General features: G+C 63.4%; 21 protein-coding genes. 10 read left to right on the forward strand and 11 right to left on the reverse strand.

Going from position 1 to position 21,811, the window contains the following annotated elements; genetic code table 11:
* Positions 1-43: 43 nt before the first annotated feature.
* Complete coding sequence (locus K3724_RS06450; RefSeq protein ID WP_259991112.1) at positions 44-2,209, reverse strand: chemotaxis protein CheA; 2,166 nt, start codon at positions 2,207-2,209, stop codon at positions 44-46.
* Positions 2,210-2,328: 119 nt separating this feature from the next.
* Between K3724_RS06450 and K3724_RS06455 the strand changes: the two genes are divergently transcribed.
* On the forward strand, positions 2,329-2,991 hold the full coding sequence (locus K3724_RS06455) for a thiamine diphosphokinase (RefSeq protein ID WP_259991114.1): 663 nt from the start codon (positions 2,329-2,331) through the stop codon (positions 2,989-2,991).
* Here K3724_RS06455 and K3724_RS06460 read toward each other — a convergent pair.
* The 4 genes from K3724_RS06460 to K3724_RS06475 form a co-directional block, all read right to left on the reverse strand.
* Positions 2,978-3,892, reverse strand: a complete 915-nt coding sequence (locus tag K3724_RS06460) for a DMT family transporter (RefSeq protein ID WP_259991116.1) — start codon at positions 3,890-3,892, stop codon at positions 2,978-2,980. The two genes, K3724_RS06455 and K3724_RS06460, sit on opposite strands and share 14 nt — an antisense overlap.
* A 169-nt stretch (positions 3,893-4,061) precedes the next feature.
* A complete protein-coding gene (locus K3724_RS06465; protein ID WP_259991118.1) occupies positions 4,062-5,435 on the reverse strand; it encodes an L-serine ammonia-lyase in 1,374 nt (457 codons plus the stop codon).
* Positions 5,435-6,142, reverse strand: coding sequence for a glutathione S-transferase family protein (locus tag K3724_RS06470; RefSeq protein WP_259991119.1), 708 nt, complete (start codon positions 6,140-6,142; stop codon positions 5,435-5,437). The genes K3724_RS06465 and K3724_RS06470 overlap by 1 nt, the downstream gene beginning before the upstream one ends.
* Before the next feature lie 132 nt (positions 6,143-6,274).
* Positions 6,275-7,051 carry a methyltransferase domain-containing protein gene (locus tag K3724_RS06475; RefSeq protein WP_259991121.1) on the reverse strand — a complete coding sequence of 259 codons (777 nt, stop codon included), beginning with the start codon at positions 7,049-7,051 and terminating at the stop codon, positions 6,275-6,277.
* A gap of 143 nt (positions 7,052-7,194) precedes the next feature.
* Between K3724_RS06475 and rpiA the strand changes: the two genes are divergently transcribed.
* The 6 genes from rpiA (at position 7,195) to K3724_RS06505 (ending at position 13,577) form a co-directional block, all read left to right on the forward strand.
* Complete coding sequence (gene rpiA / locus K3724_RS06480; RefSeq protein WP_027259609.1) at positions 7,195-7,983, forward strand: ribose-5-phosphate isomerase RpiA; 789 nt, start codon at positions 7,195-7,197, stop codon at positions 7,981-7,983.
* A 184-nt stretch (positions 7,984-8,167) separates the two neighbouring features.
* Positions 8,168-9,523, forward strand: coding sequence for a glutathione-disulfide reductase (gor, locus tag K3724_RS06485; protein WP_259991124.1), 1,356 nt, complete (start codon positions 8,168-8,170; stop codon positions 9,521-9,523).
* An 80-nt stretch (positions 9,524-9,603) separates the two neighbouring features.
* Positions 9,604-10,758: an FtsH protease activity modulator HflK gene (hflK, locus tag K3724_RS06490; RefSeq protein WP_259991125.1), complete on the forward strand. Its 1,155-nt coding sequence runs from the start codon at positions 9,604-9,606 to the stop codon at positions 10,756-10,758.
* Positions 10,758-11,642: a protease modulator HflC gene (gene hflC / locus K3724_RS06495; RefSeq protein ID WP_259991127.1), complete on the forward strand. Its 885-nt coding sequence runs from the start codon at positions 10,758-10,760 to the stop codon at positions 11,640-11,642. The genes hflK and hflC overlap by 1 nt, the downstream gene beginning before the upstream one ends.
* Entirely contained in the window at positions 11,642-11,836 is a 195-nt protein-coding gene (locus K3724_RS06500; RefSeq protein WP_259991129.1) for a DUF2065 domain-containing protein, read from the forward strand. Before hflC ends, K3724_RS06500 begins: the two co-directional genes overlap by 1 nt.
* A gap of 298 nt (positions 11,837-12,134) precedes the next feature.
* Positions 12,135-13,577, forward strand: a complete 1,443-nt coding sequence (locus K3724_RS06505) for a Do family serine endopeptidase (RefSeq protein ID WP_259992577.1) — start codon at positions 12,135-12,137, stop codon at positions 13,575-13,577.
* Positions 13,578-13,653: 76 nt separating this feature from the next.
* Here the strand turns inward: K3724_RS06505 and K3724_RS06510 are convergent, their stop codons facing one another.
* From K3724_RS06510 to K3724_RS06525, 4 genes are all read right to left on the reverse strand, one after another.
* Complete coding sequence (locus tag K3724_RS06510; protein WP_259991131.1) at positions 13,654-14,166, reverse strand: bifunctional 2-polyprenyl-6-hydroxyphenol methylase/3-demethylubiquinol 3-O-methyltransferase UbiG; 513 nt, start codon at positions 14,164-14,166, stop codon at positions 13,654-13,656.
* Positions 14,167-14,509: 343 nt separating this feature from the next.
* Entirely contained in the window at positions 14,510-15,178 is a 669-nt protein-coding gene (locus K3724_RS06515) for a Crp/Fnr family transcriptional regulator (RefSeq protein ID WP_259991132.1), read from the reverse strand.
* A gap of 88 nt (positions 15,179-15,266) precedes the next feature.
* Entirely contained in the window at positions 15,267-15,788 is a 522-nt protein-coding gene (locus tag K3724_RS06520) for a peptidoglycan-binding protein (protein WP_259991134.1), read from the reverse strand.
* Between the two features lie 73 nt (positions 15,789-15,861).
* Positions 15,862-16,326, reverse strand: a complete 465-nt coding sequence (locus K3724_RS06525) for an OB-fold nucleic acid binding domain-containing protein (protein WP_259991136.1) — start codon at positions 16,324-16,326, stop codon at positions 15,862-15,864.
* A 165-nt stretch (positions 16,327-16,491) separates the two neighbouring features.
* Between K3724_RS06525 and K3724_RS06530 the strand changes: the two genes are divergently transcribed.
* From K3724_RS06530 to K3724_RS06540, 3 genes are all read left to right on the forward strand, one after another.
* On the forward strand, positions 16,492-16,815 hold the full coding sequence (locus tag K3724_RS06530) for a 2Fe-2S iron-sulfur cluster-binding protein (RefSeq protein ID WP_259991138.1): 324 nt from the start codon (positions 16,492-16,494) through the stop codon (positions 16,813-16,815).
* Complete coding sequence (locus K3724_RS06535; protein ID WP_259991140.1) at positions 16,815-17,621, forward strand: VCBS repeat-containing protein; 807 nt, start codon at positions 16,815-16,817, stop codon at positions 17,619-17,621. Before K3724_RS06530 ends, K3724_RS06535 begins: the two co-directional genes overlap by 1 nt.
* Before the next feature lie 84 nt (positions 17,622-17,705).
* On the forward strand, positions 17,706-19,628 hold the full coding sequence (locus K3724_RS06540; RefSeq protein ID WP_259991142.1) for a DUF1217 domain-containing protein: 1,923 nt from the start codon (positions 17,706-17,708) through the stop codon (positions 19,626-19,628).
* 62 nt (positions 19,629-19,690) lie between these two features.
* Here the strand turns inward: K3724_RS06540 and K3724_RS06545 are convergent, their stop codons facing one another.
* Complete coding sequence (locus K3724_RS06545) at positions 19,691-20,128, reverse strand: GNAT family N-acetyltransferase (protein ID WP_259991144.1); 438 nt, start codon at positions 20,126-20,128, stop codon at positions 19,691-19,693.
* Positions 20,129-20,490: 362 nt separating this feature from the next.
* Positions 20,491-21,756 carry a phosphoribosylamine--glycine ligase gene (gene purD, locus K3724_RS06550; RefSeq protein WP_259991146.1) on the reverse strand — a complete coding sequence of 422 codons (1,266 nt, stop codon included), beginning with the start codon at positions 21,754-21,756 and terminating at the stop codon, positions 20,491-20,493.
* Positions 21,757-21,811 lie beyond the last annotated feature (55 nt).

Below are 21,811 nucleotides of genomic sequence, written 5' to 3' on the forward strand. Positions count from 1 at the left end.
CGGCCCGCAATGGCCGCCTTTTTTGGTCTGTTTGCCGGGGCGTTCAGCCTGCGGCGCGTTTGCCGGGCTTGAAGCCGATGTCGCCGGAGGCGGTGAACTGGCCGTTGCCGGAGCGTTCGATCTTGCCGTCGCGCAACAGCTGGCCGAAAGAACGCAGCCCGTCTTCGCGGTTGAAGTCGCTGCTGCCGGCGCTGCGCACCTTGTTCATCAGCTGCGGGCGCGAGAAGTGGTCGCGGCCTTCGACAAAGCTCATGTAGGCGGCGGCCGCTTCCAGCAGCTCATGCAGCTCGGCGGCGCCGCGTTCGGCGGCGTAGGAGGCAAAACCGCTGTTGCCTTCGGTCTCGTCGCCCAGAACCGCAGCCGAGACCCGGCGCGGGCGCACCGGCTGCTGCGGAGTGCTGCCTTCGTCAATGCGCTGTTCAGCCACCAGTTTCAGCGGGGCCGGGCGGGAGGCCGGGCCGGCCGGACGTTCCGAGGCGTTCGGGCGGGACTCCGGGCGGCGCGGGCGGACCACGCTGGCCAGGTCTTCGCGGTAAGGCTTGGCGCCATCGCTGCCTGTGGTGCCGGCGGCAGAGCCTTCGGCCTTGGTGGCGGCGACAGCGCCGCGCAACTGGCTGTAAGCCTCGCGGGAAGAGGCGGTGTCAGGGTCTTCGAGTTTTTCGTCGGCGGCGGCCATCAGCCGGGAGACATCGCTGTCCGCCAGGCTGGCTGCTGCGGACTGGTCCGTGGGCTGGGCTGGGGACTGGACGGGGGAATCCCCGGCGTCCTGATCTTCGGAAGCGGCCAGGATCTCGGCCTCCACCACAGCCAGTTCGCGCATCAGGTCGGCTTCGTCTTCCTGCGACAGCGGCGGCTGCCCGGGTGCGGGGTCTTCGCTGGCTTTGGCTTCTTCCAGCCGGCCGGACGCGACCGCCTTGTCAAAGTCGGCGCGCTTCACCTTGGTGATGCGTACCCGCGCCGGGCGGGCGGGGGCAGGTTTGGCAGCGGCGGCTTCGTCTTCGGCGTTGCCGGCCAGGAGGTTTTCGGCGCCGCGGCTGTCTGTGGTTTCGCTGGCGTCCGCTGCAGCCGGCGCATTGTCTTTATCCTGCAGGCCGGCAAACAGGCTGTCGCTGTCTTGTGCCGGGTCATCGCTTGCAGAGGCGGCCCCGGTGTCCAGGTCCAGGCGGTCCAGTGCCTTGGCGATTGCATCGTTGTCTTCATCATCGAAGCCCTGTGCGCCGTCGACGTCATCCTCCAGCAGCGCGTTTGAGATGTCCTCGGCGGCGCTTTCCAGCACGTCGTCGGCATGTTCGTCTTCGGTGAAGTCTTCGTCCGGGGTCTGTGCCACCACGGCACGGATGCGCTGCAGTTTGGCGGCGATGCTGTCTGCGGCCGGCACGGTGTCTTCGCCGGTGTCCTTTCCGGCGCGCGGAGCGGCTTCGGCCTTTGCTTCCCTGGGGGCGTTAACCTCAGCGGCAGCGGCTTCATTGACTTCGAGCAGTTCGACTTCGGGGGCACTGTCTTCGACGGCCTGCACATCTTCGCTTGCGGTTCCCAGCACAGCGGCGATGGTTTCTTCGGCTTCGGCTTCGGCTTCGGCTTCGGCTTCGGCTTCGGCTTCGGCTTCGGCTTCGGCTTCGGCTTCGGCTTCGGCTTCGGCTTCGGCTTCCTCAATCTCTGCTGCTTCGGATTGGGCTTCCTCTGCAACGGCCTCGGCGGCAGAATCGGAGGCTTCGGCAGCAATCGTGTCTGCTGCTGTGCTTTCTTCTGCGGCGGCCTCGGTCACGGCAGTTTCTGCAGGTTCCTCTGCCGGGGCGGGTTGTTCTGCAACCGGTTCCGCAGCAGGTGCCGGTGCGGGGACAGTCTGTGCCGGAGCTGCCTTAGACGGAACAGCCTGTGCCGGGGCAGCCTGTGCCGGAGCAGGGGGTTCAACTGCAGCGGTGCCAAGCGCCGGGGTGGCGGCGCGCAGGTGGATACCGCCGTCGCTGGTGCGGGCCTCGACCTGGCGGGCAATCTCGCGTTGGGCGATGCGGGCCAGCATGTCGGCGTCGGGCTGGGGCGGCTCGGCCCCGAAATACCTGTCGTCCGACGCAAGGTCGCGGAAATACTCGGCAATCGCCTTCATGGTGCCGAAGGAATCCTCAAACCCTTCCAAAGTGCAGGAAAAGGTTCCATAGGATACGGTCAAGACTTTGTTGTTATGTACCATCAGCTCGCTCGTCTTCGTCACATTTGTTGCCATTCACCATATTGGCAGAAGGGACCAATTTTGCTCGAATCCGTGCAATTGATCGTATCATTTTGTGTTCAGAATGTGACCTGTTTCCAAAACTGCCAGGAATGCGCCCCATGAACCGTCTGATTGTTGAGGAATTGGAACCAATCACCCTGGTTGGCGGCGGTGCGCTTGGGGCTGATGATCTGGCGGCGGCGCTGGCGCTGGCACCGGTGCTGGTGGCGGCCGATGGCGGGGCTGCTGCGGTGCTGGCGGCGGGCTGTGTGCCAAGTGCGGTGATCGGCGATTTTGACTCGCTGCCGCAGGATGTGCGGGATCGTCTGCCGCCGGAGTGCCTGCATCCGGTGGCCGAGCAGGACAGCACCGATTTTGACAAGGCGCTGCGGGGGATTGCGGCGCCGGTGGTGCTGGCGGTGGGGTTTCTGGGTGCGCGGGTGGATCACCAGCTGGCGGCGTTCAATACGCTGGTGCAGGGGCATCAGACCCCTTGTGTGCTGATTGGTGAGACCGAAGTGATTTTTCACCTGATCCATGCGGTGGACCTGCCGGCGGCGGCGGGGGAGGTTATTTCGCTGTTTCCGATGCAAGCGGTGCAGGGGCGGTCCGAGGGGCTGGAGTGGCCCATTGATGGCTTGCAGATGTCGCCGATGGGGCGGATCGGCACGTCGAACCGGGCCACCGGGCCGCTGCGGCTGGTGCCGGAGGGGCCGGGGCTCTTGGTGATCGTGCCGCGGCGGCTGCTGGCTGCGGTGGCGGCGGCGGTCAGGCGGGATTGATCCGTTCTGCGATCTCGGCGGCTTTGCGTTCGCGCAGCACTGCATAGAGACCGGCACTGATGGTCAGCAGGATGCCAAAGGCCGCGAGGGTGTTCGGGAGTTCATAGAAGAACAGCCAGCCGAAGAACACGGCCACCGGGATCTCCAAGTATTGCATTGAGGCGAGGGTGGAGGTCGGGGCAAACCGCAGGCTCCAGGTCATCATCAGATGCGCGACGGTGCCCAGGGCGCCGGCGGCGGCCAGCAGCGCCCAGGTGTCCTGCGGCGGCGCGGTGATGGAGAGGGCGGCCAGGCCGGCGGCATCACCGATCAGGAACACTGGCGCCAGCAGCACCGTGCCCATGGCACCGGACACGGCCTGAAGGGAAATGGGATCGGTCTCCTTGGCGATCTTGCGGGTGACCAGCATGAACAGGGCAAAGATCACCGCCACCAGCAGCGGCCAAAGCGCGTTCCAGCCGACCGCGGCAAAGCTGGGCTGGATCACCAGAAGCGTGCCGGCAAAGCCCACCACGCAGGCGCCGAGGCGGCGCAGGCCGACCTGTTCGTGCAGCACGTATTTGCCAAGGAGCAGCATCAGGAACGGCATCACAAAGGCAATTGCCACCGCATCAGCCAAGGGCAGGTAGCGAAAGGCGGTGAACATGGCGGCGATGCCGCCCATCTGCAGCAGGGTGCGCAAAAGCAGCAGCGGTGCCACCCTGCGCGACAGGCTGAGCGGCAGCCGCATCGCCAGTGCCAGCGGCAGCAGGAGCGCGGCCTGGGCAGCAAAGCGGAAAAAGACGATCTGGGCGACCGGCACCCGGTTGGTCAGCAGTTTTGCGATGGCATCCCCCAGCGGGATAACCATGCAAAAGCCCAGCATCAGGGCGATGCCGAGGAGGGGGCGGTCCTGTGTCATGGCGCCACGCTAGGCCTGCACGGTGTACGGCGCAAGCTGGAGTTGCGGGGAAAGGAGGGGCGTGGCCCCCTTTGGGACGTGGCGCGCAGCGATATGGCCCGCGCCTGACCTTACCCCCGGTCAGGCGCGGGCCTTGTGGTTCGCTAGCCTTGCAGGAAACGCCGTTGCCTCAGCAGTTGGGCACGTTCACGGCGAGGCCGCCGAGCGAGGTTTCCTTATACTTGTCGTGCATGTCGGCGCCGGTCTGGCGCATGGTCTCGATGCAGGCGTCCAGCGGTACGAAATGCTGGCCGTCGCCACGCAGGGCAAGGGATGCGGCAGAGACCGCTTTGATTGCCGCCAGCCCGTTGCGTTCGATACAGGGGACCTGCACCAGGCCCTTCACGGGGTCGCAGGTCATGCCCAGGTGATGCTCCAGCGCGATTTCAGCGGCGTTTTCCACCTGTTCCGGCGTGCCGCCCATGACGGCGCAGAGGCCCGCGGCGGACATCGCGGCGGCCGAGCCGACCTCAGCCTGGCAGCCTGCCTCGGCGCCGGAAATCGACGCGTTGAATTTCACCAGGCCGGCAATGGCGGCGGCGGTCAGCAGGAAGTCCTCAATGTGGGTCTCAGACGCGCCAGGCACATGGTCTAGGTAATAGCGGATCACCGCGGGCAGGGTGCCGGCAGCGCCATTGGTCGGCGCAGTCACAACCTGGCCGCCGGCCGCGTTTTCCTCGTTCACCGCCATCGCATAGACGCTCATCCAGTCGTTGATGGTGTGCGGCGCAGTCAGGTTCATGCCGCGTTCGGCCATCAGCGCGTCATAGATGCCCTTGGCGCGGCGGCGGACTTTCAATCCGCCGGGCAGGATGCCGTCACGCTCCAGACCGCGGTTGATGCAGTCGTTCATCACCTGCCAGATGCGGGCGGTGCCTTTGGCGAGGCTGACTTCGCAGCCGCGGGCGATTTCATTGGCGCGTTTCATGCCGGCAATGGATTTGCCGCTGGATTTCGCCATCTCCAGCATCTCAGCCGCGGATTTGAACGGGAAGGGGACGGGATCGCCTTCGTCGGTCGCCTTGCCCTGGGCGTGTTCCTCCTCGGTGACGACAAAGCCGCCGCCGATCGAATAGTAGACCTGCTTCAGGATCACGTCGCCTTGGGCGTCGGTGGCCATCAGGATCATGCCGTTGGAATGGCCCGGCAGCGCGTGATCGTAGTCAAAGATCATGTCGGCCTTGGGATCAAAGTGCAGCTCCCCAAGGCCTTCGGGCTGCATGGTGTGCGTCTTGTCCAGCTCCGCCAGGAAGGCCGTGGCCTTGGCGTCATCATAGTCATGGGCGACAAAGCCGCCAAGCCCGAGGATGGTGGCGCGGTCGGTGGCGTGGCCGACGCCGGTAAAGGCGAGCGAGCCATGCAGCGAGGCGCGCAGCCCGTGGAATTCAAACGGCGAGGCGCGCATCAAATCGAGGAAGCGCGCGGCGGCGACCATCGGCCCCATGGTGTGCGAGGAGGACGGGCCGATGCCCACTTTGAACATGTCGAAAACGGAGAGGAACATCAGGTGGCTGATCCTTCTGGGGGATTGGCATAGGCAGGGGATATGAAGGGGGTGGCGCCGAGGCCCTCGGCCTCGCGCGCGATGGTAACGGCGGAGCGGTGCTCCAGCCCGGCGCAAAGGCGCTGCAGGCTGGGGTATGCGGCGATGCGGAACCAGGATCTGTCCGCATCGGCAGGATACAGCCCCATCCAGCGCATCTGGCAGGCCAGGTAATAGTCCAGAACCGAGGGCTGGGGGGCTGCCAGCCAGGCAGGCCGTTCTGCGGCGGCGCGGTCAAGGCTGGTCAGATGCTGATGCAGCCGCTGGCGGATGACGGACTGCAGCTGCGCCTGCTGGGCAGGGTCATCGCCGATGTATTTTTGCGGATAGAACAGCATCCGCAGATCAGCATGCAGGGTGTTGGAGGCAAAGAACAGCCATTTCAGGAACGGTGCGTAGTCCGCAGTGCCTGCCGCCGGGGCCATCGCCCCGTGCCGTCCGGCCAGCCACAGCAGGATGGCGGCGGTTTCAAACAGCGCACCATCGGGCGTTTCCAGCACCGGGATCAGCCCGCCGGGATTGAGCGCCAGATACTCCGCGCTGCGCTGCGCCTTTGCCTTGCGGTCGACGAGGACGGCGTCAAACGGCAGGCCAAGCTCCTCCAGCACCAGCCGGATGACCAGTGAAGCATTGTCGGGGGCGTAGTGCAGGCGGTATTCGGGTTTCATGACGCAATATTATGACGCAGACGCCCGGAATATGTGTCCGTTTCCGGCGTTTCCAATAGGAAACCCGCCTTTGTGATGCAGGTTTTGCTGCCGGGGCGCCGGGTGGCGGTTTCCTGCCTGCGATTCAGGCGGCTATTGCCGACGGGCGGTGCAGACAAAATGGGTGAGCGACATGAAGAATCTGCCCTCGGCGGCCAGTTCCTGCTGTTCCTGCGCCCAGGCGGCGGCGTCATCGTGGTCGGTGGCGCCGATATCCACCGCAAAGGCGCGGATCAGCTGGATCATCATTGCCGCCAGCCCGTCCGGGCGCAAGGTGGTGTCGCAGACTGCAAGCGGCTGCATCCGCTGCATTTCAAATCCGCAGCTGCGCAGTTCGGAGGGCAGTTTTGCAGGCAGGTCGCGCACCGCCATGTGGCGGCTCCAGGCCTCCAGCATCCGGTTCATGCGGGTGGTATTGTCGCTGTGCCAGGCCAGGGTGTCCCAATGCATGTCGCCAACCACCAGCAGCCCGCCGGGCTTCAGCACCTTGTGCAAGGCGCGCAGGGCAAGGCGGCGGTCGGTCAAATATTCGAACACTTGCAGCGAAACGGCTTTGTCAAAGCTTTCCGTCTGAAACGGCAGCGGAGCCGCATCGCCCTCGGCCAGGGTGGTATTGGCGCGCGCCTCCAGCCGGTTGCGGGCGGCGGCCAGCATGTCGGGGCTGGTGTCCAAGCCAGTCACGTGGCCGGTGGGGCCGACAGCGCGGGCCAGTTCCAGTGTCAGCAGCCCGTTGCCGCAGCCCAGATCCAGAATGCGGTCGCCCGGTTCGGGCGTCAGCGCGTCGAAACTGGCCCGCCGCCGCTGCGACACATCGGCGCCCTGATAGGCGTCTTCCAGCACGCGGGCGGTTTCCTCGTCGAATTGCAACATGGTTTTGATCCCCCAAGTTGAAAATCAATAGCCCGGCTGCGGTGCATTTCCAGCCGCGGTGCCGGAATCCGCTGCAAGCCCCCTCGCACAGAGGCGGCAAACCGCCTATAACCGCGGCAAATGCGTATTCATGGAGTCACCTGATGACCGGAGAGCTGTCGCCCATCGACAAGGCGAAATTCGTTGCTGCCAAACGAGCGGCTGAAATGGTTGAGGATGGCATGCGTGTCGGCCTTGGCACCGGTTCCACCGCGGCCTGGCTGGTGCGTTGCCTGGGCGAGATGGTGAGCCGCGACGGGCTGAAGATCACTGCAGTGCCGACCTCCAGCCGCACCGCTGCGCTGGCGCGGGATGTGGGCATCAACGTGGTGTCGCTGGACGAGGCCAAATGGCTGGATATGACCATTGACGGCGCCGATGAGTTCGACGCCGATCTGAACCTGATCAAGGGCGGCGGCGGTGCGCATCTGCAGGAAAAGATCGTGGCCACCGCCTCGGACCAGATGGTGGTGATTGCCGATGCCAGCAAGTCGGTTGAGACCCTGGGCGCCTTCCCGCTGCCGGTTGAAGTGCTGCCGTTCGGCTGGCAGAGCAGCCAGGCGCTGATTGAGGAAACCCTGGTATCGATGGATGTGATGGGCCGCACCACGACGCTGCGGATGAACGGCGATGCGCCGTTTGTGACCGATGAGGGCAATTACATCCTGGATCTGCATCTGAAGCGCATCGGCAATGCCCGCCAGCTGGCGCTGGTGATGAACCAGATCCCCGGTGTGATCGAGAACGGGCTGTTCATCGACATCTGCGACACCGTGGTGATCGGTTTCGGCGACGGAAGGGTCGAGGTGCGCGACATCAACGAAGGCACGGTTGAGAAGGACAAGCTGGACTTTGTCGAGAACGACAACCTGTTCACCGATCTGCAGGATTGAGTTGCACCCGGCCGGCAGGCCGGGCGCTGCCCTGCGCTTTCTGTGTGGGGCCTTTCGCCTCACAACCCTGTGCAAATTCAATGCAAAAGGTTGAATGCGCCGCAGGAACGCCCACTTGGGCATATGGCGTTTGGTGGTCCGTTATGGGATACACCTGATCAAGAAATGCAAAGGGCGGGATTTCATGAGCTTTGATTACGATCTGTTTGTCATCGGCGGCGGCTCGGGCGGGGTGCGGGCGGCGCGTGTTGCGGCGCAGGAAGGCGCCAAGGTGGCGCTGGCCGAGGAAGACCGCTATGGCGGCACCTGTGTGATCCGCGGCTGTGTGCCGAAGAAGCTGATGGTTTTTGCCTCTGAGTATTCCGGGATGGTCGAGGATGCCCAGGCCTATGGGTGGGACGTCAAAGCAGGTGATTTCAGCTGGGATGCCTTCAAGGGCAAGCTGCATGCGGAACTGGACCGGCTGGAAGGCATCTACCGCAACATCCTGAAAAACAACGGTGTCGAGAGCTTTGATCAGCGTGCCAAGCTGGCGGATGCCCACACCGTTGAGCTGGCTGACGGCACCCGCAAGACGGCCAAGCACATTCTGGTGGCAACCGGCGGCTGGCCGACCGTGCCGGAATTTCCGGGCGCGGAGCTGGCGATCACGTCGAACGAGATTTTCCACCTGGATAAGCTGCCCGAAAGCCTGCTGATTGTCGGCGGCGGTTACATCGCGTCTGAATTTGCCGGCATCATGAACGGGCTGGGCGTCAAGACGACGCAATTCTACCGCGGCCCGCAGATCCTGCGCGGCTTTGACGAGGAAGCGCGCGGCGTGATTGCCGAGGGCATGGCCGAAGCGGGCATCGACCTGCAATTGAACACCAATGTCACCGAAATGCAGGCCGAGGGCGATAAGATCCGGGTGACCGATACCCATGGCAACACCCATCTGTTCGACAAGGTGATGTACGCCACAGGCCGCGCCCCCAATGCGGACAATCTGGGGCTTGAGGAAATCGGTGTTGAACGCGGCAAGGGCGGCGCCATTGTGGTCGATGCCTACAGCCAGACCGGCGTGCCGTCGGTCTTTGCCGTTGGCGATGTGACCGACCGGGTGAACCTGACACCGGTGGCGATCCGCGAAGGCATGGCCTTTGTCGAGACCGTGTTCAAAGGCAACCCGACCAGCCCCGACCACGAGCTGATCCCGACGGCGATCTTCACCCAGCCGGAAATGGGCACCGTGGGTCTGAGCGAAGAAGACGCGGCCAAGCAGGAAGCGATCGAGGTTTACTCGACCTCCTTCAAACCGATGCAGCAGGCCTTTGCAGGGCGGGCCCAGAAAGTGCTGATGAAACTGGTGGTGTCCAAGGCCACGCGCAAGGTGCTGGGCTGCCATATCGTGGCGCCCGGTGCCGGAGAGATGATCCAGCTGGCCGGAATTGCCGTAAAGATGGGTGCAACCAAGGAAGATTTCGACCGTACGGTTGCGGTCCACCCGACAATGTCGGAAGAGTTGGTAACGCTGAAGACTCCGGTACGCTCGACCTGATCGGGCAGACCGGCAATAATTTAGACCTCATGCCGGCCAGTGTGAAAAATCATCGGCGGCAGCATACGGATAGGAGACAAATGGCGGGCAATAGCGGTGGCCCATGGGGGGGCGGTGGCTCCTCTGGCGGCGGAGGAGGCAACCGGGGCAATAACGGCGGCAACAATGGCGGCGGCGGCGGCCGCAAGCCGGAGGACCCCCAGATCCCCGAGATTGACGAGCTGGTCAAGAAAGGCCAGGAGCAGCTGCGCGTCCTGATGGGCGGGCGCGGCGGGTCCGGCGGACGGGGCGGCCGCGGCGGCGGTTCCGGCGGCGGCGGACCGCTTTTCACCAAGGGCACGCTGGGGCTGGCCGTTGTTGCTGCAGCCGTGCTGTGGGGCTTTGCCAGCTTCTATACCGTAAAGCCGGAAGAACAGTCGGTTGAGCTGTTCCTGGGGGAATACTCCTCGACCGGACAGCCGGGCCTGAATTTTGCGCCTTGGCCGCTGGTGACCAAGGAAATCCTGCCGGTCACCCGTGAACAGACCGAAGACATCGGTGTTGGCGGCGGCCGCAGCTCGGAAGCGGGGCTGATGCTGACCGGCGACGAAAACATCGTCGATATTGACTTTCAGGTGGTCTGGAACATCAACGATCCGGCGAAGTTCCTGTTCAACCTGCGCGATGCCCGCACCACCATCCGCGCTGTATCGGAATCGGCGATGCGCGAGATTATCGCCCAGTCCGAACTGGCGCCGATCCTGAACCGCGACCGTGGCTCGATCGCCTCGCGGCTGCAGGAGCTGATCCAGTTCACGCTGGATGATTATGACAGCGGCATCAACATCATCCGCGTCAACTTTGACAAGGCGGATCCGCCTGCGTCGGTGATTGCCGCCTTCCGCGATGTTCAGGCTGCTGAACAGGAACGCGACAGGCGCCAGAACGAAGCCGACGCCTATGCCAACAATGCGCTGGCTGAGGCCCGAGGTCAGGCGGCTGAGCTGCTGGAACGGGCCGAAGGCTACCGTGCGCGCGTTGTCAACGAAGCCCAGGGTGAGGCGAGCCGCTTTAGCGCGGTTCTGACCGAATACCAGAAGGCGCCTGAGGTGACACGCAAGCGGCTGTATATTGAAACCATGGAAAAGGTGCTGAGCCGGGTCGACAAGATCATCCTCGATGAGCAATCCGGCGAAGGCCAGGGCGTCGTGCCTTACCTGCCGCTGAATGAACTGCGCCGCGGAGGAAGCAACTGATGCGTAAGACAACTCTTTTGCTGCCGGTGCTGGTGATCGCTGCGATTGCCGCGCTGTCGTCGGTGTTCATTGTGGACGAGCGCGAAAAAGCTCTGGTGCTGCAGTTCGGCCGGGTGGTCTCGGTCAAGGAAGATCCGGGCCTGGCGTTCAAGATCCCGGTGATCCAGGAGGTGGTGCGCTATGACGACCGCATCCTGAGCCGCGACATTGACCCGCTGGAAATCACCCCGTCGGACGACCGCCGCCTGGTGGTTGACGCCTTTGCACGCTACCGGATTGTGGACGTGAACCGCTTCCGTCAGGCGGTTGGTGCCGGCGGTATCGCCACTGCGGAAAACCGACTGGATTCGATCCTGCGGGCGCAAACCCGCGAGATCCTCGGCTCGGTCAGCTCCAACGACATCCTGTCGTCGGACCGTGCCGCGCTGATGCTGCGGATCCGCAATGGCGCCATCGCCGATGCGCGCGCTTTGGGCATTGCCATCATCGACGTGCGTCTGAAGCGCACTGACCTGCCGTCGGAAAACCTGGATGCGACGTTTGAGCGGATGCGGGCCGAGCGTGTGCGCGAAGCCACCGACGAGCGCGCCCGCGGCAACGAAGCCGCACAGCGGATCCGGGCGCAGGCCGACCGGACCGTGGTTGAGCTGGTGTCGGAAGCGCAGCGCGAGGCGGAGATCATCCGCGGTGAATCGGATGCCGAACGCAACGCGATCTTTGCCCAGGCTTATGGTGCGGACCCGGAATTCTTTGAATTCTACCGCAGCCTGAACGCCTATGCGAATTCGCTGTTGGCGGGGAATTCGACCATGGTGCTGTCGCCGGACAACGAGTTTTTCAACTACTTGAAATCCTCGGACGGCAAGCGGCCGGCAGGGCAGTAATGGGGTTCATCCTCCTGGCCCTGGGGCTGGTACTGATTGCAGAGGGGCTGGTGTACGCACTGGCCCCTTCGCTTGTGGAGCGCCTGCTGGAGATGCTGCGCGAGCTCTCTGAAGATCAACGCCGCAATGCCGGGCTGGCGGCGTTGGCGCTGGGGCTGATCCTGGTCTGGCTGGCGTTCTGGTTCGGGGTTTGAAGACGCCGTTTTCCCCCTAGATTTTCAGCGAAAATGCAGACTTTCCCTGCTAGAATAACCTGCAGCAGGACGCGCGCGTGCCGTTGCGGGCTGAAAACCCGGTCACAGCGGCTTTATTCCTTGCAACATTTGTTGCGGGGCGGGCGGAAGTTCCTACATTGGAGCCATAAGACTCTGCCCGGCTATCCTGGTGTTTACGCCGGTCCGTGGCGGACAAGAAGAATTAGAAGTGACAAGGAGTAGATCCGTGCAGCCACAGGCAATTGCAATTTCCGGCCGGGCAGGCGGCAGCAGCGCGATGATGCGCATGATCTGGCTTGCGGTGCTGGCCATGGCGGTCCTGCTGATGCAGGCGGTATCCGCGATGGCGCGCCCCGAAAGCCTGGCGCCGCTGGCCGATCAGGTCAGTCCGGCAGTGGTCAACATCACCACCACAACCGTGGTCGAGGGCCGCACCGGCCCGCAAGGCATTGTCCCCGAAGGCTCGCCGTTTGAGGATTTCTTCCGTGAATTCCAGGACCGCAACGGCAATGGCAATGGCAACCGTCCGCGCCGGTCCTCGGCGCTGGGGTCAGGGTTTGTGATTTCCGAGGACGGTTACATCGTCACCAACAACCATGTGATTGAAGGTGCGGATGAGATCGAGATCGAGTTTTTCCCCGGCGACGGCCAGCCCAAGGAGCTGCTGCCGGCCAAGGTGATCGGCACCGATCCCAACACAGATATCGCGCTGCTCAAGGTGCAGGCGCCCGCACCGCTGAAATTCGTCAAATTCGGCGACAGCGACACCGCCCGCGTAGGTGACTGGGTGGTCGCCATGGGCAACCCTCTGGGGCAGGGGTTCTCAGTCTCCGCCGGCATCGTGTCAGCGCGCAACCGCGAGCTGTCGGGGTCTTATGACGATTACATCCAGACCGATGCGGCGATCAACCGGGGCAATTCGGGCGGGCCGCTGTTCAACATGGATGGCGATGTGGTCGGTGTGAACACTGCGATCCTGTCGCCCAATGGCGGCTCCATCGGCATTGGCTTTTCGATGGCCTCCAATGTGGTGGTCAAAGTTGTCGACCAGCTGAAGAAATTCGGCGAGACCCGCCGCGGCTGGCTGGGTGTGAAGATCCAGGATGTGGATGCGGATCTGGCTGAGGCGATCGGCCTGGACAAGGCCCGCGGCGCGCTGGTGACGGACGTGCCCGAAGGCCCCGCCAAAGAGGCCGGTGTGCTGGCCGGCGACGTGATTGTCAGCTTTGACGGCGGCGATGTGAAGGACACCCGCGGGTTGGTGCGCCAGGTCGGCAATGCCGAGGTCGGCAAGACCGTGCGGCTGGTGGTGTACCGCGAGGGCAAGACAGAAACGCTGCGGGTGACTCTGGGCCGCCGCGAAGATGCCGAGCGCAGCCCCACCGGTCAGCAGAACGGTGACGGTGAACCCGGGCAGACCGAAAAGGAGCTGCTGGGCCTGTCGGTCGGAGTTCTGACGGACCAGATGCGCGGTGAGCTGAATGTGGGCGAAGATGTCGAAGGGCTGGCCATTCTGTCCGTGGATGAGACATCGGAGGCTTGGGAAAAGGGCCTGCGCGCCGGCGATGTGATCACCGAGGCAGGCCAGCAGAAGGTCACCTCGATCAGCGAGCTGGAAAGCCGCGTAGCCGAAGCCAAGGAGGCGGGCCGCAAGTCGCTGCTTCTGCTGGTGCGCCGCGGCGGCGAGCCGCGTTTTGTGGCGCTGAACCTGGCGAAGTAACCGCCTGAAGACAAGTCTTGTCCAAATCGTCAAAGGCCGGGCTCTCTGCCCGGCCTTTGATCATTGCGGCAAGGGGTTATGCCCGTTTCATGAGCAACAGGCCGCGGCTGTCCTGTTCGGTGCGCCATCCCTTTGGGTCGGCAGCAAAAATCCGGCGGAAATCTTCAAGGTTGGGTTTTTCGTCGGATATCAGCACCCAGCCGCCCGGCCGCAGATGCGGCAGGCAGCGGGTCAGGACCGCCCGCCGGTCCGGCGCGGCCAGCATGTGCAGGGTCCGGTCGAACAGCAGGATGTCGTAGTCCTCCTTTGGCGCCCAGTCCGTGAGGTCGGCGGCAGCGCCGGTAATGTCCAGGTCTTCCTTTGCCGCAGCATCCAGCATATCCCGGATGCCATGCGGCGACAGGTCGACGCCTGTGACCCGGTGGCCCAGGCGGGCTATGAACAGCGCGTCCCGCCCCTGGCCGCAGCCGGCATCCAGAACATGCAGGCCTTGCGCCTTAAGCCCTGTGAAAAAGGCAGTGATTTCCGGAGAGGGAGCGCCGAGGGCGTCCGGGGTTTCGCGGTAGAGTTTGTCATAATTGTAAGCCATGCGCGGCACCGTAGCGGCCCGGTTGCGGAATGGCTAAGTGAAATATTCCGTGAGCGGAAGGCGGGCCCGGCGCAAGACTTTTCTGAAAAGTCTTGGCAAAAGTTTTTGGAAAACTTTTACGCCCCGTCGCTGACGGGCCGCGGCTGCCAACGAGCGCGCGGAGTGGGGAAGAGCCATGCGCTGGCGGGCGCATGGCTCTTTTGGGACAGGCAGCCATTGGGATGGAACGGATAATGGCTGTCTGTATCCGGTTATTGCCGGATGCAGCCCAGCGTTCTGTAACCGGGATTACAGAGCAGGGTTTTCTTGCGGTTTTTCCGGAAAAATACTGCCGCTGGTGCTGTCAGATCGAGTCCGGTTCGGCCAGCACCGCCAGTTCTGTGCGGTCAAGGATCTGCACGCCGCCGCGGCTGATGCTGACCAGGCCGGTGCGCTTCCAGGCGGCCAGGGTTTTTGAAACCGCTTCGCGGGTGGCACCGACAAATTCCGCCAGCTCGGCTTGCGACAGGGCGATGCGGCCGTCGCTGTTTTCAGGTGCCAGATACAGCAGTTTGCGCGCCAGCCGCACCGGCATTGGCAGGAACACCTGCTCGTTCAGCTGGGTGTTCATCCAGCGCATCCGCTGCCCGGCCAGCCGCAGCAGGTCGGCGGCCAGGTCCGGATACTGGCGGATCTGATCCAGCACGTCGCCGCTGCGCAGGCGCAGCACCCGGCTTGGCTCGGCGGCGATGGCGGTGGCGGTGCGCTCGCCCGGGTCGAACAGGGTGATCTCGCCGAACACCGCGCCGGGGCGCATCATGTCCAGCGACAGCTTGCGGCCCGAAGCAGACAGCACCGAAAATTCCAGCGCGCCCTCGGCAATTGCATAAAGCGCATCGCCCTGATCGCCCTGTTCAAACAGTACTTCGCCCTGGCGCAGGCGCACTTCAGCCGCCTGGCTTTCGAGCATCCGCCTAAGCGGGCCGGAGGCGGCCGAGAGAAAGCCGGTATCGGGCAGGCGGGTTGTCAGCATGGCCAAATCTCTTTGCGTCAGGTGCCCAGTCCGGCGGACCTTAGCAGAGGCGTGGACACCGGGGAACCGGGGAACTGAACCGGTTGGTTCAGCCCGCCACGGCGACCAGTCCCAGCTTGCGGGCGGAGGTGAGTGTCAGGGTGCCGCTGTCCAGTCCCAGTGGTGCCTGATAGCGTTGCACAGCCTTGCGGGTGGCGGCGTCCATCTGTCCGTGAACGGGCCCGCGGTAGACCCCGCGGACGGCCAGGGCGCGCTGGATTGACCGGATAAAGCCGGGCGTCATCATCGCGGGGCAGGGGATTTCTATCCAGCGCTTCTGCCGCGGCTGCACGATCTGCTGGCGGGTCTCGGTGCGGAAGATGGCGGGGCGGATGACCTGGCCGCTGCTGTTGGTTTGCGCCGGTTGTGCTAGCACCTGGCTGGTGATGGTCTCAACGACGGCGGGCGAGGTGTGCGTGCTCCAGCAGGTATCGGGCGGAGCGCCGGGCGGGGCATAGCGGCCGGCGCGGGAGACATCGCCGCCGGGCGGCGGCTGGACGCAGGCCGCCAGCAGCGCCAGCAGCAGCCCGGGCCAGAACCGGCGGCTGGTTTCGATTATGCTCGGCGTCATGCCCGGATGCCTTTGTCACTGTGCCTCTGCCGGCGCCCCTGTCAGTTCCGGGCGCCGGTGCTTTGACGGCAGGTTAGCCCAGTTCCGGCCCTTGCGCAAAGGCGGGATCATTCCGGCGGCTTTGTTCCGCCAGCAACAGGTCAAGCATCGGCGAAATATCCTCAACCGTTTCGGCAATCACATGGGTGACGGAATGCGCCCGCTGCAGCCGCCCGGTGATGCGCAAGAGCCGGCCTGAGATCACCGCACGGCGGAAAGCCTCGTAGATCTTGCGCCAGATGATCACGTTGACGATGCCGGTCTCGTCCTCAAGCGTGACAAAGATTACGCCCTTGGCGGTGCCGGGGCGCTGGCGCAGGATCACCAGCCCGGCGACGGTGATGCAGGCGTTCTGAGGCGGTTCCTGCAGCCGGGCCGCAGGCAGGCAGTGCGGCGGGTGCGGCCAGGGCTGGGATCCGTGCCCGCCTGCTGCGCAGGCTGCGGCAGGGGGGAGAACTGAGGCAGGGGTTGATGCGGGGGGTGAGGCGGGGGCTGGCATGAGGAAAACGGCCTTGCGGTTGAAAAATATCCGACGTGAACAAACATAGAACATTGACGCGAAAAGTCCAGCTGCGGCAGGGCGGGGTCGCAATTGGGGGTGGCACCGGCGCAGGGGCTTGGCTACACAGTCGCGCAAGTACCGGAAAAGGGAAGAGAGCTGACAATGGCAAAGATCACTTACATCGAGCACAACGGCACCAGCCATGTGGTGGACGTCGCCAACGGGCTGACCGTGATGGAAGGCGCGCGCGACAACAATATTCCGGGTATCGAGGCCGATTGCGGCGGCGCCTGCGCCTGCTCGACCTGCCACGTGTACATTGCGCCGGACTGGGTTGAGAAGCTGCCCGCCAAGGACGACATGGAAGAGGACATGCTGGATTTCGCCTATGAGCCCGATCCGGCCCGCTCGCGCTTGACCTGCCAGATCAAGGTGAGCGATGCGATGGACGGGCTGGTGGTGCATATGCCCGAAAAACAGATCTGATGAGCGCAGGGGCAGCGGCGCGGCGTTTTCCGTTGCGCGTGCGGCCCCGTTCCGTCCGCCGCGTTTGGCGGGCGATGTGTTTGGGGCTGGCATTGGCCGGCCCGTCTGTTCTGGCGGCTGAGGGCAGGGTGGTCTCGGCGCGTTACGGCGAGCCCACCACACGCTATGGCCATGCAGTGCTGGGCGATGATGCGGAATACGGCGCGCTGGTACTGAAGGTGGAAAACACCGGCTCCGGCGGGTTGTCCGCCAAGGCAGTCTACCAGAAGTCCGAAATCCTGATCCGCCTGCCGCTGGATCATGTGTTCGAGGACATCGCACCGCGGCTGGCGGATATCGATGGCGATGGCCGCCCCGAGGTGCTGGTGGTCGAGACCGATGTGGCAGAGGGCGCCCAGCTGGCCATCTATGATGCCCGCGGCGAAAAGATTGCCGCCACCCCGCATATCGGCACCCGCAACCGCTGGCTGGCACCCATTGGCGCGGCGGATCTGGATGGCGACGGGCATGTGGAAATTGCCTATATCGACCGGCCGCATCTGGCCAAAACTCTGCGTATCTGGCGGTTCAGGAACGGTGCGCTGACTGAAGCCGCCAGCACGCCCGGGCTGACCAATCACCAGATCGGCCATGACTTCATCACCTCCGGCATTCGCGATTGCGGGCAAGGACCGGAACTGGTGACCGCCAGTGGCGATTGGCGCAGGATCATTGCATCCCGTCTGCAGAACGGCAAAATCACCAGCCGGGACATCGGCGGGTTCCGGCAGGGCACGGGACTGCAGGCCGCAATGGCCTGCCGCTAAGCGCTGCCTGCGACGCGCACTGCGCGGCGCCGCGCCCAACTGGGAAGGGCATCCGCAAGGATGGGCTGGAACAGGCGGGAGTGCTTGCCGCCGCTGCCGCCCGGAAAGACAGGCCTGTTGCGCCGCGTCCAACCCGGTTTTTGCACGGTGTTTCATATTTATTCATCACCTTTGGTTACCTTGCCCCTGACGAGCGGCGCCAGGCGGCTACCTGTCTGGGCCGGTTTTACAGGAGACAGGCGCGTGAGCTTTACACCCTATGTGTTGGGCACCGGCATCAGCGGGTGGACCTTCCTGCAGCGGACCCGCGACCAGCAGCAGGAAATTTATGAGAAGTCGCCGGTCATCGACCGGACGGTGCAGGACTTCAATGAAAAAATCACCGGCATTCAGACGTCGGACCAGTTGCTGGATGACTACAACCTGCTGACCGTCACGCTCGGTGCCTTTGGCCTGGACGAGGATATCGGCAACAGGGCGTTCATCAAAAAGGTGCTTGAGTCCGATGTCAGCGACTCGGGGTCATTTGTGAACCGGCTCAACGACGTCCGGTATCAGGCGCTGGCGGAAACCTTTGGCTTCAACAGTCCGGATGGTCCAACGCTTCCCACCGCCAAGGCGGGCGCTGAATTTGCCAGTGTCGCCTCGCCGGATGATTTGCTGGCAAACGGCACCCTGCTGCGCAAGGCGCTCGGCAATGTTGGCCTTGAAGGCCTCGAAAATAACCAGTTCTTTCTGCAGAAAGTTCTGGAATCCGACTTGGAAGACCCGGACTCCTTTGTCAACAAGCTGAGCAATCCCAAATATACCGAGTTTGCCCAGCAGTTCAGTTTCAACAAGCCGCCGGTGTATGAAAACAGCATTCAGGCGTTGGTTGGGGAATTCAACGAGCACACCGAAGGCCTGCAAAGTGCGGATGATCTGCTGGAGGATAAGCATCTTCTGCAAGCCGTCATCGAGGCCTTTGGCCTGGAAAGTTCCAATCCCGTTTTTCTGCGGCGCGTTCTGGAATCGGATACCACCGACCCTGACTCCTTTGTGAACCAGCTGGAAGATAAAAGATATCTTGCCGCGTCCGAAGCATTTGGATTCGGCTGGCCCGATATCAATGAGTTCACCGATCCAGACCAGCTTCTGTCCAATCCGCCGCTGCTGGAAAGCGCGCTGGACACATTCGGGCTTTTTGGCAGGGACGAAGCCGAGCTGCGCCAGATTCTGGAATCCGATCTGTCAGACCCGAACTCCTATGTGAACCAGCCGGAAAATGCTGCTTACTATGACTTTGCTGATGCGTTCCAGAACGGCTGGCCGGATCATGTCAGCAAGATGCAGGTGTTTTCTGATGACATCACGGACAAGCTGGGCACCTTCTCCGATCCAAGGCAGCTGGTCTTTGATATAAGCTTGTTTAATGCGACGCTGGATATCTTTGGCCAGAGCAAGCGGAGCCTGGATTTTGACACCGTGATCCGCGCCTTTGAATCTGACCTGTCGTCCAGCACGTCATATGCAAACTTGCATTACGACACCGGCCTGAAGGCCATGGCTCATGCCTTTTCCTTCAATGGGGGGGAAACTGACCGGGAGTATCCCGAAGGCTTTGCCGAGCAAATTTCTGAGCTTTACACCACCCGCCAGTTTGAAATTGAGATCGGTGAGAGCGATCAGAACATGCGCTTGGCGCTGGCCTTTGAGCGCGAGCTGCAAACCGTTGCTGATGCAGGCGGCAGCGAAAACGCCCATTGGTACGGCATTATCGGTTCGCCGCCGCTGAAAACGATTTTTGAAAGCGCGCTGGCGCTGCCATCAAGTTTTGGCCAGCTGGATGTGGACAGGCAGGTGGAGGAAATGAAGGAGCGCTCGTTTGCTGCATTTGGGACCACCCATCCTGCGGATTTCCTCGAAGCCGGAAAACTGGATGAATTCCGCAATAGGTTCCTGATGCTGGCAGATCTCAACGCACCTTTTAACACTGGCGTCAGCGATCCGATTTTGTCGCTGTTCTGACCCGCCGGGTGCGCTTTGGCCTGTGGAGCAGCAGTTGTTTCGCCCGGCTCAGAAAACTGGCGCTATAGCGTCACGCGCATGGTGATGCCGGTCACCCTGCTGCAGCCGGGATAAGCGCCTTCTGCGGTCTTGATACATCCCAGCCGGGCGAACCTGCGGTGGTTTTCCACAAGTTCGACCCTCGTCTGCAACTCAAGCGCCGGCAGGCCAAGATCCCTGGCTCGCTCTGCCGCCAGGTCCACCCTCTGCCTTGCCTGGCCCGATCCGCGTTGGGCCGGATCGATTGCCAGTTTGCCCAGATACAGGCAGTCCGTCTGTGATGTCAGGAATATGCAAGCCGCAGGCAGGCTGCCGGCGGCCCGGATCTTGCTGCCGGCCAGATAGCGATCCTTCATTCGATCCACCGTCAGCCGGTGCATGGAAGACGGCGGATCATTGCGCCCGTTGATATAGGCAAAGCTGCGCCGGATCAGGGCCTGCACGCCGCGGATCGTCAGCATTGACCCGGCGGGGCTGTTTCACAGCTGGGCCACTCAGCGGGCGGGCCGGAAATACTTCCGGCTGGCCAATGGCAGAAGGCAAGCGGTGTAGACGGCATGAGAAGCCGCAGAGAGGGAATGGCACGGCATGCTGCTTTCTCCTGCAGATACTGGCCTTTGCCGCCTTGGACAGTTCTCATTGCTTCGCTGCATCCCGCTTTTGGCTGAAGTCCAGAGTACCGCAATGCTCCGGTCAGGAAGACTGCCTGCTGGTGGAACAATACCGCCGCACCGGGCGCATTTGCGCCCGGCCACGCCCAACTGAGACTGTCAATCTGCGATTGACTGGAAACAGGCGGGAGAGCCGCTGCCGGGACAGATGCTCAACCCAGCGCGCGCCAGCCGATGTCGCGGCGGAAAAACCCCAGCGGCCAATCAACCCCGTCAACCATCGCATAGGCGCGGTCGCGGGCCTCCTTCAGGGTTTCACCGCGGGCGGTCACGTTCAAAACCCGGCCGCCGGCTGCCAGCACCTTGCCGTTTTCAGCCTTGGTACCGGCGTGAAAGACCATGTTGCTGCTGTCCTCGGGCAAGGCCTTCAGCCCCTTGATTTCCGACCCTTTTTGGTAAGACCCGGGATAGCCCTCAGCCGCCATCACCACCGTGATCGCATGATCGTCGCCCCAGTTCACCTGCGCCTCGGCCAGGCGGCCCTCAGCCGCAGCGTGCATCAGGTCCAGCGCCTGCGCGCCCAGCCGCATCATCAGCACCTGGCATTCCGGATCGCCAAAGCGGACGTTGTATTCCACCAGCCGCGGTTGCCCGTCCTTGATCATCAGACCGGCATAAAGCACGCCCTGATATGGCATGCCGCGCTCAGCCATCACCCGCATTGTGGGCTTGACGATCTCGTCCATCGCGCGGGCTTCGATCTCGGCGGTCAGCACCGGTGCCGGGGAATAGGCCCCCATGCCGCCGGTGTTGGGGCCGGTGTCGCCTTCACCCACGCGCTTGTGGTCCTGGGCAGAGCCGATCGCCAGCACGTCCTCACCGTCCACCAGCACAAACAAGGACGCCTCTTCGCCTTCCATGAACTCCTCGATCACCACCTCGGCGCCGGCCCCGCCAAAGGCGCCGCCGAACATGTCGTCGATGGCGGCGATGGCTTCTTCTTCGTTCATGGCGATGATCACGCCTTTGCCGGCGGCCAGCCCGTCGGCCTTGACCACAGTGGGCGCGCCGTGTTTGCGCACATGCGCCTTGGCGGCTTCTGCATCAGTGAAATGGCCATAGCCAGCGGTGGGCGCATTGGCTGCATCGCAAACTTCCTTGGTGAAGCTTTTGGAGGCTTCCAGCCTGGCCGCCGCTTCCGAGGGGCCAAAGACCAGCAATCCCGCCTCGCGCAGACGGTCGGCCACCCCTGCGGCCAGCGGCGCCTCCGGGCCGATGATCACGAAATCGATGGCGTTCTCTTCGGCGAAACCGGCGACCGCGCCGCCATCCTCGATGTCGAACGACGCGCAATCGGCGATTTGCGCGATCCCTGCATTGCCCGGCGCCACGATCAGCTTGTCGCATTTGGGGTTTTGCATCACTGCCCAGGCCAATGCGTGTTCGCGCCCGCCGCTGCCAAGGATAAGGATGTTCATCTGCGTCTACTCCGATCTGACTGAGCCGAGAGGCGCCCCGGTCCTGTCCGGGGCT

Source organism: Leisingera sp. M658 (genome assembly GCF_025144145.1).
Classification (GTDB): domain Bacteria; phylum Pseudomonadota; class Alphaproteobacteria; order Rhodobacterales; family Rhodobacteraceae; genus Leisingera.

Bases quoted from the DNA above. Each gene is read 5' to 3' on its own strand.
- K3724_RS06455 (WP_259991114.1), top strand. From the start codon at position 2,329: ATGAACCGTCTGATTGTTGAGGAATTGGAACCAATCACCCTGGTTGGC.
- K3724_RS06460 (WP_259991116.1), bottom strand. From the start codon at position 3,892: ATGACACAGGACCGCCCCCTCCTCGGCATCGCCCTGATGCTGGGCTTT.
- K3724_RS06465 (WP_259991118.1), bottom strand. From the start codon at position 5,435: ATGTTCCTCTCCGTTTTCGACATGTTCAAAGTGGGCATCGGCCCGTCC.
- K3724_RS06470 (WP_259991119.1), bottom strand. From the start codon at position 6,142: ATGAAACCCGAATACCGCCTGCACTACGCCCCCGACAATGCTTCACTG.
- K3724_RS06475 (WP_259991121.1), bottom strand. From the start codon at position 7,051: ATGTTGCAATTCGACGAGGAAACCGCCCGCGTGCTGGAAGACGCCTAT.
- rpiA (WP_027259609.1), top strand. From the start codon at position 7,195: ATGACCGGAGAGCTGTCGCCCATCGACAAGGCGAAATTCGTTGCTGCC.
- gor (WP_259991124.1), top strand. From the start codon at position 8,168: ATGAGCTTTGATTACGATCTGTTTGTCATCGGCGGCGGCTCGGGCGGG.
- hflK (WP_259991125.1), top strand. From the start codon at position 9,604: ATGGCGGGCAATAGCGGTGGCCCATGGGGGGGCGGTGGCTCCTCTGGC.
- hflC (WP_259991127.1), top strand. From the start codon at position 10,758: ATGCGTAAGACAACTCTTTTGCTGCCGGTGCTGGTGATCGCTGCGATT.
- K3724_RS06500 (WP_259991129.1), top strand. From the start codon at position 11,642: ATGGGGTTCATCCTCCTGGCCCTGGGGCTGGTACTGATTGCAGAGGGG.
- K3724_RS06505 (WP_259992577.1), top strand. From the start codon at position 12,135: ATGATGCGCATGATCTGGCTTGCGGTGCTGGCCATGGCGGTCCTGCTG.
- K3724_RS06510 (WP_259991131.1), bottom strand. From the start codon at position 14,166: ATGGCTTACAATTATGACAAACTCTACCGCGAAACCCCGGACGCCCTC.
- K3724_RS06515 (WP_259991132.1), bottom strand. From the start codon at position 15,178: ATGCTGACAACCCGCCTGCCCGATACCGGCTTTCTCTCGGCCGCCTCC.
- K3724_RS06520 (WP_259991134.1), bottom strand. From the start codon at position 15,788: ATGACGCCGAGCATAATCGAAACCAGCCGCCGGTTCTGGCCCGGGCTG.
- K3724_RS06525 (WP_259991136.1), bottom strand. From the start codon at position 16,326: ATGCCAGCCCCCGCCTCACCCCCCGCATCAACCCCTGCCTCAGTTCTC.
- K3724_RS06530 (WP_259991138.1), top strand. From the start codon at position 16,492: ATGGCAAAGATCACTTACATCGAGCACAACGGCACCAGCCATGTGGTG.
- K3724_RS06535 (WP_259991140.1), top strand. From the start codon at position 16,815: ATGAGCGCAGGGGCAGCGGCGCGGCGTTTTCCGTTGCGCGTGCGGCCC.
- K3724_RS06545 (WP_259991144.1), bottom strand. From the start codon at position 20,128: ATGCTGACGATCCGCGGCGTGCAGGCCCTGATCCGGCGCAGCTTTGCC.
- purD (WP_259991146.1), bottom strand. From the start codon at position 21,756: ATGAACATCCTTATCCTTGGCAGCGGCGGGCGCGAACACGCATTGGCC.